The organism is Streptomyces sp. NPDC098781 (genome assembly GCF_044759995.1).
In the GTDB taxonomy this organism is placed as follows: domain Bacteria; phylum Actinomycetota; class Actinomycetes; order Streptomycetales; family Streptomycetaceae; genus Streptomyces.
The window spans coordinates 843,896-857,015 of sequence record NZ_JBIWAK010000001.1 but is presented as its reverse complement, the minus strand read 5'-3'; the positions used below and the strand labels follow the sequence as shown (position 1 = coordinate 857,015).

The 13,120-nt window shown below is 72.0% G+C and carries 14 protein-coding genes; 10 read left to right on the top strand and 4 right to left on the bottom strand.

Annotated elements, in window-relative coordinates; translation table 11 throughout:
• The first annotated feature begins 3 nt into the window (after positions 1–3).
• Together ACIQWG_RS03635 and ACIQWG_RS03630 are read left to right on the top strand one after the other, a co-directional pair.
• The gene (locus ACIQWG_RS03635; RefSeq protein ID WP_404089769.1) at positions 4–2,082 is read left to right on the top strand and encodes a SpoIIE family protein phosphatase; all 2,079 of its coding nucleotides are present in this window, start codon (positions 4–6) and stop codon (positions 2,080–2,082) included.
• A gap of 148 nt (positions 2,083–2,230) precedes the next feature.
• Positions 2,231–2,989: a hypothetical protein gene (locus ACIQWG_RS03630; protein WP_404089767.1), complete on the top strand. Its 759-nt coding sequence runs from the start codon at positions 2,231–2,233 to the stop codon at positions 2,987–2,989.
• Here ACIQWG_RS03630 and ACIQWG_RS03625 read toward each other — a convergent pair whose 3' ends face one another.
• The gene (locus ACIQWG_RS03625) at positions 2,990–3,814 is read right to left on the bottom strand and encodes a putative protein N(5)-glutamine methyltransferase (protein WP_404089765.1); all 825 of its coding nucleotides are present in this window, start codon (positions 3,812–3,814) and stop codon (positions 2,990–2,992) included.
• Between the two features lie 354 nt (positions 3,815–4,168).
• Between ACIQWG_RS03625 and ACIQWG_RS03620 the strand changes: the two genes are divergently transcribed.
• The 3 genes from ACIQWG_RS03620 (at position 4,169) to ACIQWG_RS03610 (ending at position 6,203) form a co-directional block, all read left to right on the top strand.
• On the top strand, positions 4,169–4,774 hold the full coding sequence (locus ACIQWG_RS03620; RefSeq protein ID WP_404089763.1) for a sulfite oxidase-like oxidoreductase: 606 nt from the start codon (positions 4,169–4,171) through the stop codon (positions 4,772–4,774).
• 10 nt (positions 4,775–4,784) lie between these two features.
• Positions 4,785–5,540: a ferredoxin reductase gene (locus ACIQWG_RS03615; protein ID WP_404090785.1), complete on the top strand. Its 756-nt coding sequence runs from the start codon at positions 4,785–4,787 to the stop codon at positions 5,538–5,540.
• A gap of 78 nt (positions 5,541–5,618) precedes the next feature.
• A complete protein-coding gene (locus tag ACIQWG_RS03610; protein WP_404089761.1) occupies positions 5,619–6,203 on the top strand; it encodes a hypothetical protein in 585 nt (194 codons plus the stop codon).
• Positions 6,204–6,239: 36 nt separating this feature from the next.
• Here ACIQWG_RS03610 and ACIQWG_RS03605 read toward each other — a convergent pair whose 3' ends face one another.
• Positions 6,240–7,619 (bottom strand): 8-oxoguanine deaminase, encoded by a 1,380-nt coding sequence (locus ACIQWG_RS03605; protein ID WP_404089759.1) that lies wholly within the window; start codon positions 7,617–7,619, stop codon positions 6,240–6,242.
• A 103-nt stretch (positions 7,620–7,722) separates the two neighbouring features.
• Here ACIQWG_RS03605 and ACIQWG_RS03600 point away from each other — a divergent pair, with 103 nt between their 5' ends.
• From ACIQWG_RS03600 to ACIQWG_RS03585, 4 genes are all read left to right on the top strand, one after another.
• Positions 7,723–8,691: an acetylxylan esterase gene (locus ACIQWG_RS03600; RefSeq protein WP_404089757.1), complete on the top strand. Its 969-nt coding sequence runs from the start codon at positions 7,723–7,725 to the stop codon at positions 8,689–8,691.
• Between the two features lie 10 nt (positions 8,692–8,701).
• Positions 8,702–9,106: a nuclear transport factor 2 family protein gene (locus tag ACIQWG_RS03595; protein WP_404089755.1), complete on the top strand. Its 405-nt coding sequence runs from the start codon at positions 8,702–8,704 to the stop codon at positions 9,104–9,106.
• Between the two features lie 121 nt (positions 9,107–9,227).
• On the top strand, positions 9,228–10,394 hold the full coding sequence (locus ACIQWG_RS03590) for a serine hydrolase domain-containing protein (RefSeq protein WP_404089753.1): 1,167 nt from the start codon (positions 9,228–9,230) through the stop codon (positions 10,392–10,394).
• Positions 10,395–10,524: 130 nt separating this feature from the next.
• Positions 10,525–11,268, top strand: a complete 744-nt coding sequence (locus tag ACIQWG_RS03585; protein WP_404089751.1) for a GntR family transcriptional regulator — start codon at positions 10,525–10,527, stop codon at positions 11,266–11,268.
• Between the two features lie 13 nt (positions 11,269–11,281).
• Here ACIQWG_RS03585 and ACIQWG_RS03580 read toward each other — a convergent pair whose 3' ends face one another.
• Positions 11,282–12,031 (bottom strand): class I SAM-dependent methyltransferase, encoded by a 750-nt coding sequence (locus ACIQWG_RS03580; RefSeq protein WP_404089749.1) that lies wholly within the window; start codon positions 12,029–12,031, stop codon positions 11,282–11,284.
• A gap of 5 nt (positions 12,032–12,036) precedes the next feature.
• On the bottom strand, positions 12,037–12,594 hold the full coding sequence (locus tag ACIQWG_RS03575) for a PadR family transcriptional regulator (RefSeq protein ID WP_404089747.1): 558 nt from the start codon (positions 12,592–12,594) through the stop codon (positions 12,037–12,039).
• Between the two features lie 70 nt (positions 12,595–12,664).
• Between ACIQWG_RS03575 and ACIQWG_RS03570 the strand changes: the two genes are divergently transcribed.
• Entirely contained in the window at positions 12,665–13,063 is a 399-nt protein-coding gene (locus ACIQWG_RS03570; protein ID WP_404089745.1) for a nuclear transport factor 2 family protein, read from the top strand.
• Positions 13,064–13,120 lie beyond the last annotated feature (57 nt).

The following is a 13,120-nucleotide window of genomic DNA, read 5'->3' as shown; positions in this document are numbered from 1 at the left end:
GCCATGTCTCCAGCCGAATCACCCGGCGCCGACGGCGGCGAGCCGGTGCGCGGGCCCATGGGTCCGAGCGGGCTGCTCGACGTGCTCGGCGTGGCCTCGGTCGTGCTGGACGCCGGGGGGCGCATCGTGCTGTGGAGCCCCCAGGCCGAGGAGTTGTTCGGGTACTCCGCACAGGAGGCGCTGGGCGAGTTCGCCGCCCGGATCATGGTCCACGAGCAGCACGTCGACCTGGTGGTCAAGCTGTTCGCCGACGTCCTGGAGACCGGTGAGGGCTGGGCCGGGGCGTTCCCGATCCGCCGCAAGGACGGCACCACGCGTCTGGTGGAGTTCCGCAACATGCGGCTGCTCGACGACCAGGGCGACGTCTACGCGCTGGGCCTGTGCGCCGACCAGACGACCGTGCGCCAGGTGGAGCGCGACGTCGCGCTGTCGAACCGCACCATCGCGCAGGCGCCGGTCGGCCTCGCCGTGCTGGACACCGAACTGCGCTACGTCACGGTCAACCCGGCGCTCGCGCAGCTCAACGGCATCCCCGCCGAGGACCACATCGGGCACACCCCGCGCGAGCTGCTGCCCGACGTGGACGCCGACGCCATGGAGGCGGCTCTGGTCGAGGTGCTGCGCACCGGTCGTCCGTTCGTCGACCAGCACATCGTGGGCCGCACCAAGGCGGATCCCGACCGGGAGCACCACTGGTCCGTCTCGCTCTACCGGCTGGAGGACTCCACGGGGACGGTGCTCGGCGTGGCCGGGATGGCCGTGGACATCACCGAGCAGCATCAGGCCGCCCTGGAGGCCGAGACGGCACGGCGGCGCCTGGCACTGATCGCCGACGCCTCCGCGCGGATCGGCACCACGCTGGAGCTGGACCGCACCGCGCACGAGCTGGCCGACGTCGCCGTACCGGAACTCGCCGACATCGCCGCCGTCGATCTGCTCCAAGCCGTGGTGGAGGGCAGACGCAGTGCCCTAGGCCCCACCGAGCCGGCCGTGATCCGCGCTCTGGCGGTCAAGGCCGAGCACGCCACCGAGGCCCTGGACGCCGCCGATCCGCCCGGCGGGGTCGCCCGTTACGGCCCGGACCGCCTCGTCACCGAGTGTGTGCGCACCGCGAACCCCGTGATGATCGCCCACGTCGACGAGAGGGACCTCCCCCGGATCGCCCGCTCCCCCGAGGCCGCGGTGCAGTTGGGTCGCGCGGGCGTGCACTCCTATCTCGCGGTGCCGCTGATCGCGCGCGGCGAGGTGCTCGGTGCGCTCGACCTCAAGCGCACCCGCAATCCGCTGCCGTTCAGCGAGGACGACCTGCTGCTGGCCCGGGAACTGGCCGCCCGCGCGGCCGTGCAGATCGACAACGCCCGCTGGTACCAGAACGCCCGCGACACCGCCCTGACGCTCCAGCGCAGCCTGCTGCCCAGCCACCCCGCGGTGACCGGCGGTCTGGAGGTCGCCTCCCGCTACCAGCCGGCGGGCGCGAGCGCCGAGGTCGGCGGCGACTGGTTCGACGTGATCCCGCTGGAGGGCGACAAGACAGCGCTCGTCGTCGGCGATGTGATGGGCAGCGGCATCGACGCGGCCACCACCATGGGCCGACTGCGCACCGCCACCCACACGTTGGCCTCACTCGACCTCGAACCGACCCTGCTGCTGGAACACCTCGACAGGATCACCGAGGGCCTGGACCACTCCATCGCCACCTGCGTCTACGCCGTCCACGACCCCCGGCTGCGGCAGTGCCGGATCGCCAACGCCGGCCATCTGCCACCCGTCCGCGTCCGCCACGGACACGCCCCGGAGCTCCTTGATCTGCCCACCGGAGCACCTCTGGGTGTGGGCGGTGTCGCCTTCTCCACCACGACCGTGGACCTGGAACCCGGCGACCAGCTGGTCTTCTACACCGACGGGCTCGTCGAGACCCGCCAGCATCCCCTCGACGAACGCCTGGACGCGCTGCTGGAACTCCTCGACGACCCCGGCCGCGACCTGGAGGAGTGCTGCGACCTCCTCCTGCGCACACTGCACCGGCCCGACAACTCCGACGACGTCGCGCTGCTCATCGCGCGCGTGCTGCCGCCGAGTTGACCGTTGCGACACCGGCGACGCGAGGGCGCCGTGTTCACCCGTATTCACAGGAACCGATTACTCGTTCCTTACCGTCCGCAGCCCAGAATCACAGCAAGGTAGGGCATGGCATGGGAATGCCGGGTGCCGGGACCGAGGGGAGCGAGCGGTGACACACGATCCGGATCACGAACACCACGTCGGCGGCGAACCGCCCGGCATCGACTTCGAGCTTCTCTCCGGGCCCGGCGGCCCGGAGCGCGCGCAGCCACGCGGTGCGGCCCTGCGCGGACTGTGGCAGCGGCACTCCGTCCGCGCCCGGACCGTGACGGCGGCGGCCACGATGGCCGCGTTGGCCCTCGGCGGTACGGTCGCCTTCGCCGCGACCTCGTCGGGCTCGGGCGACGGGGCCTCACCGTCGGCCTCCGCGTCGAAGGCGCCGGGGCCGGACTCCCCCGGTGAACGCCACGGTCCCGGCCTGCGGTTCGGCCTCGGCGGAGGCGGTGTGCACGGCGAGACGACCGTCAAGGACCCCGACACGGACGACTGGGTCGTACGGACCTGGCAGCGCGGCACCGTCGAGACGGTCGACGGCGACCGGGTGACCGTCAAGAGCGAAGACGGCGCGCAGTGGACCTGGACCGTCGACTCGGACACCACCGTCCGGCGCGAGGGCGACAAGAGCACCGGCGCCGAAGCCCTGAAGAAGGGCGACGACATCTTCCTCGTCGGCACCCGGTCCGACGGCGACACGAGGACGGCGTCGCGAGTGCTGGCGGGCGACTGGGAGAAGTGGAAGAAGGACAAGGGCAGGAAGCGGGGCCCGGAGGGGTGGCGCGACCGGTTCCCCGGTCCGCGCCACTGGGACCGGGGAAACCCCGACCCCGACCCCTCCGCGAGCCCTTCGAAGGGCGGCGCGGACACCTGATCAGGGCTGCAGCCTGAGGCCGATCACGACGTTCGCGTACAGCTCCTCCGACGCGACGAGCCGCGCGGCCAACCCGGCACCGGTGAACGCCTCCAGGGCCGCCGGCGCCTGGCGTTCGCTCGTCTCGATCAGCAGACAGCCGCCGGGCGCCAGCCAGTGGGGAGCCTCGGCGGCGACCCGGCGCAGCACGTCCAGGCCGTCCGGACCGCCGTCGAGGGCGACGCGCGGCTCGTGGTCACGCGCCTCGGCGGGCAGTAGGCCGACTTCGTCGGTGGGTACGTACGGCACGTTCGCCGCGAGGATGCCGACCCGGCCACGCAGGCTGCCGGGCAGCGCCTGGAACAGATCGCCGGTGTGCACCTGACCGCCGTAGGGGGCCACGTTGCGGCGGGCGCAGCGCACAGCGGCCGGGTCGATGTCGGTGGCGTGCAGCTCGATCGGGGCGCGTGGGCCGAGTACGGCGGCGAGGGCGGCGCCGACCGCTCCCGAGCCGCAGCACAGGTCGACGACGACGGACGCGTCGGGCGCGAGGGCGAGGGCCTGCTCCACCAGGAATTCGGTACGGCGGCGGGGGACGAAGACGCCGGGTTCGACGGCTATGCGCAAGCCGTGGAACTCGGCCCAGCCGACGACGAGTTCGAGGGGGAGGCCGGCGACGCGCCGGGCCACCATGGCGGCCAGTTCGTCCGGGGTGCGGGCGGCGGCCAGGATCAGCCGGGCCTCGTCCTCGGCGAAGACACAGCCGGCGGCGCGCAGCGCGGACACGACTCCGTCGGGCGAGAGCGGTGAAGGCGAGGCGGGCGAGGAGGGAGACAGCGGGAGCATGGAAAGCCGAGAGCCTTTCGGAAGCCGAAGGATGCTCTATCGGTCGTCTACCGGCGGTGATCCGCGCCGATCCGAGAGGAGAGCACCCGACCTGACACAGCGGTAATGGGTCTCACCTCCCGGGCCTCTCCACGACCAAGGCTGTCCCGGCCGGACGGCCACCCTACCCCAACGATCACGAACGCTCACACGCAAAGAGGGAGGTCGGCCGGGGCACGCTCGCTGAGCCGCTCGGCCTGGTGACACGGCCCGCGCTCGGCTCGGGTCACCGGAGCACGTACGGTTGTACGAAGCAGGTACAGAACACGCTCGAACCGCGGGCCGTCGCCACGACGGCCTGGAGGCGCCACCCCCATGAACGTCACCCGAGGCTTCACCGGCCGCCCACGCGTCCGGAACGCCGCGCTGCCGCCCGGCCAGTACGACGCGGGCGACGACTGGCCCGTGCTGTCCGCCGAGGTCACGCCCGACCTGTCGCCCGACGAGTGGTCCTTCCGCGTCGACGGCCTGGTCGAGGAACCGCGGGAATGGAACTGGCAGGAGGCACACGATCTGCCCACGTCGGTGTACGAGGGCGACATCCACTGTGTGACCGGCTGGTCGAAGTTCGGTGTGCGGTTCGGTGGTGTGTCGTTGGACGCCTTCCTCCGTGTGGTGCGGCCCCATGTGTCCGCCACACATGTGGTCGCCTACGCACACACCGGATACAGCACCAATCTGCCGCTCGCCGATGTGACCGGGGGACGCGCCTGGATCGCCTGGGAGTACGACGGGCAGCCGCTCGCACCGGAGCACGGTGGCCCGGCACGGCTGCTGGTGCCGCATCTGTACTTCTGGAAGAGCGCGAAGTGGATCGCGGGTCTGCGGGTCGTCGACCAGGACGAGCCGGGCTTCTGGGAGCGGAACGGCTACCACGCCCGTGGCAATCCGTGGGAGGAGCAGCGGTACTCCGGTGACTGAGACGACCGAGGTGACAGGTACCTTCACGCCGCCGACGCGCTTCGCCGTGCCCGGCCGGATCGCCGTGAGCGAACAGGCCGCCACGGTGTGGCAGCGGGCCACGATCACCGAGATCCGCCGGGAGACCCGGCACGCCGCCACGTACCGGCTCGCCGTGCCCGCCTGGGCCGGCCATCTGCCCGGCCAGCACCTGGCACTGCGGCTCACCGCGGAGGACGGCTATGTGGCGCAACGCCACTACTCGATCGCGTCCGCACCCGACGACTCCGGGCACATCGAACTCACTCTCGACCATGTGGAGGGCGGTGAGGTCTCGGGCTGGTTCCACTCGGTGGCGAAGCCCGGTGACACGGTCGAGGTGCGCGGCCCGCTCAGCGGCTTCTTCGCCTGGCCCGGGGACCGGCCCGCGCTGCTGGTCGGCGCCGGCTCCGGTGTGGTGCCCCTGATGTCGATGGTCCGGCACCACCGGGCCCGGGGCCTGGACGTGCCGCTGCGGCTGCTGGTGTCGGCGCGCAGCCCCGAGGAGCTCATCTACGCGCGGGAGTTCGGTGCGGAGACGACGCCGGTGTTCACACGAAATGCGCCGGAGGGTGTGCTCGTGGGACGTATGGCCGCCGCACATGTGGCGCCGCTCCTGGCCGAACCGCCTTCTGGTGGGTGGGAAGTCTATGTGTGCGGCTCCAATGGGTTCGCCGAACATGCCTCACGGCTGCTTGTGGCGGCCGGTCAGCCCGTGGACCGTATCCGGATCGAACGCTTCGGCTGACCGTTCGTAGGGCACGGGCAGGCGTATCCGTCCCGGATTGTCAGGAACGATGTCCGCCGTGCGGGGTACCTGAACGGCATGCGAACCCAGGTGCGTGGCTGGCGTCGGCGGCCAAGTCCGCTGCGGCGCCGGTCGGATGTCGTGGAGGCGTGGACCCTACGAGCCGTGGCACTCCTGCTGGTCGTGGTCGCGCCCCTGGTCGGGGTGGTCGCGGCGTGGTGGGCCCATGACGGGGCGACGGCCACGGTGCAGGAGCGGCGCGACGATCGCCGTCAGGTCCGGGCCGAGGTGGTCGGCCGGACCTCCAAGGCGGTTCCCATGGCCTATGGCGGGCGGCAGCCGTCCGCCAACGTCACCGTCCGCTGGACGGACCCGGCGCACGGCACCCGTACGGCCACGGCCCACGTGCCGGCGGGCACCCGGGCGGGCGAGACCGTCGACGTCTGGCTGGACGCCCAGGGCCGTGGCGTTGCCCCGCCGCCGGACGGCACGGCGGTGTGGCAGCACACCATCACCATCGGCGTGTGTGTGACGGCCGGCGTGGTCGGTGTGATCCTCCTCGGTCACACCCTCGTACGGCACAGCGCCATGAGCCGCCGCCTCGCCGAGTGGGAGCAGGAGTGGGCGCGGACGGAGCCGGAGTGGACGGGCCGCCGGGCCTGAGCGGAGCGACACCGTAGGCCTGTCCCTCCGTCCCGTCTATCCCGGGTCCTGCATCCGTCGCGCGATCCCGCCATGTGTCCGCAAGGCGTCCGCCAGCCCGGAGAGCCTGGGCTCGCCGCGGTCGACGAGGATCCGGCCCGCCACCACCGTCGTCCACGCCCGGGCGGGCCCGCACCGCAGCCACGCCTCCACGGGGTCGCTCAGCGCACCGGCCAGTGCCACCTCGTGCAGGTCCCAGACGACGAGGTCGGCGCAGGCACCGGGCCGCAGATGACCGAGTTCGTCGTCCCGGCCCAGACAGCGCGCCGAGCCGCGGGTCGCGATGTCGAGGGCGTCACGGGCGGTCATCGCGCCCGGTCCGCCACGGTACCGGCCCAGCAGCAGCGCGGCCCTGGTCTCCATCCAGAGGGAGGCGTGGTCGGTGGAGGCGGAGCCGTCGCAGCCGATGCCCACGGGCAGGCCCAGCTCGCGCATCTCCTTCACGCGCGCGGTACCGCCGCCGATGAGCATGTTGGAGCTGGGACAGTGCGCCACGCCGACGCCCGCCGCGGCGAGGCGGCGCAGTTCGTCGCCGGTCGGGTAGATGCAGTGCGCGACCCAGCTGCGGTCGCTCATCCATCCCGTCTGCTCGAAGTACTCGACGGGGCGACAGCCGTACGTCTCAAGGCAGTAGACGTCCTCGTCGTGGTCCTCGGCGAGGTGGGTGTGCAGGCGTACGTCGTGCCGCTCGGCGAGTTCGGCGGTCGCGGTCATCAGCTCCTTGGTCACCGAGAAGGGTGAGCAGGGCGCCAGGGCGACCCGGACCAGCGCGCCCGGTTCGGGGTCGTGGTACACCGCGATCAGGCGCTCGCTGTCGGCGAGCACCTCCTCCTCCGTCTGTGTGACGCTCCGCGGCGGCAGCCCTCCGTCGTCGACGGAGCGGGTCATGGAGCCCCGGGTGGCGTGGAAGCGGAAGCCGATGTCGCGGGCGGCGCGGATCTCAGCGTCGACGAGGCGCGGGCGGGGATGGACGTAGAGGTGGTCGGAGGACGTGGTGCAGCCGCCCATGAGCAGTTCGGCCAGGCCCACGTACGCCGACACGTACGCGGCCTCCTCGTCGAGGCGGGCCCACAGCGGGTAGAGGGTGGTCAGCCAGTCGAACAGGGAGCCGTTCACGGCGGGCGCGTAGGCACGGGTGAGGTTCTGGTAGATGTGGTGGTGGGTGTTGACCAGGCCCGGGGTGACCAGCCGGCCGGCCGCCGAGACGGTGGTGCGGGCCTCGGGTTCGCTTCCGGCGGTGCCGGCGGCGGTCACGCGACCACCGGTGACGGCCAGCCAGCCGCCGGGGATCTCCCGCTCTGTGTCCACGACGAGCAGTTCGGCGTCCCTGATCAGTAGTTCCGCGGTCCTGACCGGATGATCGACGGCAGACGTCATGACGTCATCGTAGGGCCGTTGACCGGCAGAGATCTGGCGAGTCCTCCGATCATCCACGTACGGTGTGATCATCCGCGGTCACTCTTCGAAAAGGCGGTCCTCCATGGCTCTGTTCGACCTTCCGCTCGACGAACTGCGCGAGTACCGCAGCGAGTCCGTCGAGCCCGAGGACTTCGACTCGTTCTGGTCCAAGACCCTCGGGGAAGCGCGCGAGCACGATCTGGACGCCCGTTTCGAGCCGGTCGACACGGGGCTGTCCACGGTCGAGGTCTACGACGTGACCTTCGCGGGGTTCGGCGGTCACCCGGTGAAGGGCTGGCTGCGGCTGCCGGCCGGCGCCACCGAGCCGCTGCCGCTGGTGGTGGAGTTCCTCGGGTACGGCGGCGGGCGCGGTCTGCCGCACGAGAACCTGCTGTGGGCCTCCTCGGGCCGGGCGCACTTCATGATGGACACGCGGGGCCAGGGCAGCGCGTGGGGCGCCGGCGGCGGCACGCCCGACCCCGTGGGGGCGGCACCGGCGTATCCCGGCTTCATGACCCGGGGCGTCGACGCACCCGAGAACTACTACTACCGCCGGGTGTTCACGGACGCCGTCCGTGCCGTCGAGGCCGCCCGTTCGCACCCCCTGACCGACGCCTCGCGCACGATCGCGCTGGGCGCGAGCCAGGGCGGCGGCATCACCATCGCGGTCGGTGGTCTGGTGCCCGACCTCGTGGCGATCGCGCCGGACGTACCGTTCCTGCTCGACTACCCGCGCGCGGCTACCCTCACGGACCGGCACCCGTACCGCGAGATCGCGCTCTACCTGAAGACCCACCGGGGCCGCGCCGAGGACGTGCTGCGCACCCTGTCCTACTTCGACGGCGTCCACTTCGCGGCCCGCGGCCGGGCGCCCGCCCTGTTCTCGGCGGCCCTGGAGGACCAGACCTGCCCGCCGTCCACCGTGTTCGCCGCCTTCAACGCCTGGGCCCACGACGAGAAGGCCATCGAGGTCTACGACTTCAACGACCACGAGGGCGGCGGCCCCTTCCACGAGGCGGCCAAGCTGGACTGGCTGCGCTCGCACGCCTGAGGAGGCCGGGGTGGAGACGCTTGAGGCCGCCGAGCGGTTCGTCCGGGTCTGGCGGCGCGCGTGGGCCGAACACGATGTGGAGGCGCTGGTCGGGCTCTACGCCGAGGACTGTGTCCACCGCTCGATGCCGTTCCGGGAGCCGCATCGGGGGCACGCCGAACTGGCCGCGTATCTGCGCCGGTCCTTCGATGGGGAGCGGGTGTCGGACGTGCGCTTCTCGGCACCGGTGGTGGGCCGGGACGGCGTCGCGGTGGCGGAGTTCCGGGTGCTCGGTGAGGAGGACGGCGGGCCGACCACGCTCGCCGGATGTGTCTTCGTGCGTTTCGACGCCGCGGGCCTGGCCGTGGAGACGCGCGACTACTGGCACACGGTCGAGGGCCACCGCGAGCCGGAGGGCGCGCTGTTCTTCGCGTGAGACGCGTGAGACGGGGATGCCCGTCACCTTCCGGCCGGTCCGACCAGTCGGTACGTTCAGGGAGCCCGGGGCGTGGTACAGCAGCCCGGGTTCCCGGTGGACGACGAGGGGTGGGTGGCTCATGGCGGAGCACGAGGCAGAGGTGCGGGGGAGTTGCGATCCGCGGTTCGCGGCGGTGCGGGCCGCGTTCGAGGCGAACTTCCGCGAGCGCGGGGAACTGGGTGCCGCGGTCGCCGTCACGGTCGGCGGCCGGACGGTGGTGGACCTGTGGGGCGGGTGGGCCGACGCCGCCCGCAGCCGCGCCTGGGAGCGCGACACGCTGGTCAACGTGTGGTCGACGACCAAGGGCCCGACGGCGCTGTGCGCGCACATCCTCGCCGACCGGCGCATGCTGGACCTCGACGCCCCGGTGGCCACCTACTGGCCGGAGTTCGCCGCGGCGGGCAAGGAGCAGATCCTTGTACGGCATCTGCTGTCGCACCGGGCCGGCCTGTCCGGTCTGCGCGAGCCGCACTCCTTCGAGCAGCTCTGCGACTGGGAGTTGACGACGCAGCGGCTCGCGGCGATGGAGCCGTGGTGGGCGCCGGGGACGCACTCCGGGTACCACGCGTTCACCTACGGCTTCCTGGTGGGCGAGGTCGTGCGGCGGGTCACGGGACTGCTGCCGGGGGCCTTCCTGGAGCGTGAGGTGACCGGACCGCTCGGGATCGACTTCGCGATCGGGTTGCCGGAGAAGGACTCCGGGCGGGTGGCGGAGCTGGTGCAGCCGCCGATGGAGCGGACCAGTGAACAGGCGGCGATCTTCAGCCAGTTGAGCCCGGCCGCCCTGGCCGCGCTGACCAACCCCGTCCTCGGGGCGGCCCAGGCCAACTCGCCGCAGTGGCGGGGCGCCGAGATCCCGGCGGCGAACGGGCACGGCACCGCACGCGCGGTCGCCGCGCTGTACGGGATCTTCGCGGGGCAGGGGTCGTACGCCGGCCATCGCGTCCTGTCACCCGAGGCGGCCGAGCGGGTGCGCGAGGGGCAGGGCAGCTGCCGTGATCTGGTGCTCGGCGCCGGGTTCGCGAAGGACACCGAGGTCGGCCTCGGCCTGTGGCTGAGCGGGGCGAACGGCTCGTACGGACCGAACCCGCGGGCTTTCGGACATGACGGCTTCGGCGGCTCGTGCGGGCTCGCGGACCCGGAGGCAGGGGTGTCCCTGGGGTACGCGATGAACCGGATGGGGCCTCATATCGCCGACGACCCACGGAAGATGGCCTTGGTCGACGCCCTGTACAGCGCCCTGTGAGCCTCCGCCCGGCACGGGTCGTTTCGGCCGAAGTGAGCGATCACCCTTCCCTGGTGGTTTAGACCAATGCTAGATCTGGTGACGCAAGGAGCCCGCACGGCTACGACACGTCACCAACAGGAGGCGCGGCATGGCCCGCACCACCCCGCACGACCCTCCGCTCACCGAAGCGCAGCCGCTGTACCGGAGGATCGCCACCCGGCTGCTCGACGAACTGCGCGACGGGACCGTCCCACCCGGTGAACGGCTGCCGGGGGAACGGCAGTTGGCGGAGCACTTCGGGGTGAGCAGGGAGACCGTACGGCAGGCTCTGGAGGTGCTGCGGCGGGGCGGTCTGGTCTCCACCGACCGGCGGGGCAGCCATGCCACGCTGCCCGGTGCGCCGGTCGAGACCGCCGCGTCGCTCACCTTTCCGGTCGGCGCCAGGACCGCGGGCACCGGCGCCATGGACCGGGCCACGGTCGCCTGGGAGACACCGCCCCCGGAGCACGCCGAGGCCCTGGGGCTCGCCCCGCACCGGCCCACCCTGGTACACCGCTACGAGTCCGCGGACGCCGACGGACGCGGCCGGCGTACGGCGGTGACGTCCTTCTCCCCCGTGGCACTCACCGAGGTGGCGGAACTGGGCCGCTATCGCGAGCGCACCGACTTCTCCGGTTCGGCCCAACTGCGCCGCACCTACGACTGGATGCGCAAGGCGGGCCTCACGCTCCACCACCGGGACACCATCACCCGTTTCCCGGGGGGCTCGGCGGTGCGGGTCACCCGTTGGGTCCACGACCAGCACGCCCGCCCGCTGGAGATCACGGACCTTGTCGTCGACGCCCAACAGGACGCCCTGGTCTACGAGTTCACACTGCCGGCCGCCGGCTGAGCGCGGGGGCCCGTCACCGGTCCGGTTTGCGTGCCACGACCATCCGCACGCGCGGGCTCCCGTCCCGCCGTCGTCCGAACTCGGGCAGGGCCTGGAGTTCCACCTGGAACCCGGCGCGAGCCAGTTCGCCGCGAACCTCGCCGAGCCGGAAGGCCCGGTAGTACATGACGAACCGCGGCCGCCACAGGGCGTTGCGTACGCGCATCACCGCGTCGAAGCCCAGCAGCATCCAGTAGCCGAGGGAGGCGGGACGGGGCGGGGCGACGACCGGGAAGGCGAAGTGTCCGCCGGGCCGCAGGACGGAGTGGACCTGGGCGAACAGGCCCGGCAGCTCACGGGGCAGGAAGTGCCCGAACGCCCCGAAGCTCACCACGAGGTCGAAGGCCGGGCCGAAGGGCAGCGCACGGGCGTCCGCACGGACCAGGTCCACATACGGCTTCCCCGCACGCCCCTCCCCCTCCCCCACCCGCACCCGCCGCCGCGCGACGTCCAGCATCCCGGCGCTGAAGTCCACACCGGTGACGCTGCGCCGGCACACCTCGGCCAGCACCTCCACCCCCGCGCCGGTTCCGCAGCACAGGTCGAGCCCGTCGTCGTACGGGCCGGTCCGGGCGAGCGCCGAGGCGACGGCGGTCAGGACCGAGTCGGGCGTACGGAACGGCGTGTGGTCGAACTTCGGGGCGAGCAGGTCGTATCCGCGCTCGACGGACGACAGGGCCTGGACGGCGAGTTCGCGCAGCGAGGGGCCTTCGGGGCTGAACATGCGCGTCACCCCTGCGCCACGCGCTGCTTGAGGACCGTGAGGACGCGCTCGCACCAGCGCAGGATCTCCTCCTCGAAGGAGATTCCGGCGAGCAGGGTCAGATACGGCCCGACGCGGTCGTACTCGCGCAGGTACTCGTCCTCGGTCCGCCCGTCGAGCATGCGCTCCCGTAGGCGTTCGTAGCGACCGAGCTTGCCGCGCGCCCACGCCATGCGCTCCTCGACCATGGCGCGGGTGGCCTCGGGGTCCTCCATGGCCTGGAGCTTGACCATGAGCTCGTCACGGATGGCCGTGGGCCGGCGGGGCGGCTCCGCGGCGAAGGCGCGCAGGTCCTCCCGTCCTGCCTCGGTGAGCGTGAACATCCGCTTGTTCGGCCGCCGTTCCTGCCGTACGAACCTGGCCTGGACGAGGCCGTCCTGCGCGAGGCGTTCCAGCTCCCGGTACAGCTGCTGCGGGGTCGCGGGCCAGAAGTTGGCGAACGAGATGTCGAAGACCTTGGACAGTTCGTAGCCCGAGGCCTCGCCTTCCAGGAGCGCGGCCAGGACGGCGTACTTGAGGGACATGTGGACACGTTAACAGCAGGTGATTATTGTCATCCGCACCTACTCAACAAATTGACTATGGGGTGATCCGATGCGCGCGTTCCGTGAGGCCGTCGAGGCAGGCGACGTCGAGGCGATCGAGACGCTGCTGGCGGAGGACGTCGTCTTCACCAGCCCGGCCGTGTTCAAGCCGTACGCCGGCAAGCCGATCACGGCGGCGATCCTGCGTGGTGTCATGCGGGTCTTCGAGGACTTCCGCTATGTGCGCGAGATCAACGACCCGAACGGCCGGGATCACGCGCTGGTCTTCACCGCGCGGGTGGGCGACCGGCAGATCACCGGCTGCGACTTCCTCCGGGTGAACCAGGACGGACTGATCGACGACTTCATGGTCATGGTCCGCCCGCTGTCGGGCCTTCAGGCGCTGTCCGACGCGATGGGGGCGCAGTTCGACCGGATCACGAAGGAGGCCGAGGCCGGGGCGGTGTGAGGGCCGCGCCCGGTCGGCCGGAACGCCGTGTGCCGGTCCGGAGGGGACACGCGATTC

Excerpts from the sequence above, each read along its gene's own strand:
- ACIQWG_RS03635 (WP_404089769.1), top strand. The coding sequence starts at position 4 with ATGTCTCCAGCCGAATCACCCGGCGCCGACGGCGGCGAGCCGGTGCGC.
- ACIQWG_RS03625 (WP_404089765.1), bottom strand. The coding sequence starts at position 3,814 with ATGCTCCCGCTGTCTCCCTCCTCGCCCGCCTCGCCTTCACCGCTCTCG.
- ACIQWG_RS03620 (WP_404089763.1), top strand. The coding sequence starts at position 4,169 with ATGAACGTCACCCGAGGCTTCACCGGCCGCCCACGCGTCCGGAACGCC.
- ACIQWG_RS03610 (WP_404089761.1), top strand. The coding sequence starts at position 5,619 with ATGCGAACCCAGGTGCGTGGCTGGCGTCGGCGGCCAAGTCCGCTGCGG.
- ACIQWG_RS03605 (WP_404089759.1), bottom strand. The coding sequence starts at position 7,619 with ATGACGTCTGCCGTCGATCATCCGGTCAGGACCGCGGAACTACTGATC.
- ACIQWG_RS03600 (WP_404089757.1), top strand. The coding sequence starts at position 7,723 with ATGGCTCTGTTCGACCTTCCGCTCGACGAACTGCGCGAGTACCGCAGC.
- ACIQWG_RS03590 (WP_404089753.1), top strand. The coding sequence starts at position 9,228 with ATGGCGGAGCACGAGGCAGAGGTGCGGGGGAGTTGCGATCCGCGGTTC.
- ACIQWG_RS03585 (WP_404089751.1), top strand. The coding sequence starts at position 10,525 with ATGGCCCGCACCACCCCGCACGACCCTCCGCTCACCGAAGCGCAGCCG.
- ACIQWG_RS03580 (WP_404089749.1), bottom strand. The coding sequence starts at position 12,031 with ATGTTCAGCCCCGAAGGCCCCTCGCTGCGCGAACTCGCCGTCCAGGCC.
- ACIQWG_RS03575 (WP_404089747.1), bottom strand. The coding sequence starts at position 12,594 with ATGTCCCTCAAGTACGCCGTCCTGGCCGCGCTCCTGGAAGGCGAGGCC.
- ACIQWG_RS03570 (WP_404089745.1), top strand. The coding sequence starts at position 12,665 with ATGCGCGCGTTCCGTGAGGCCGTCGAGGCAGGCGACGTCGAGGCGATC.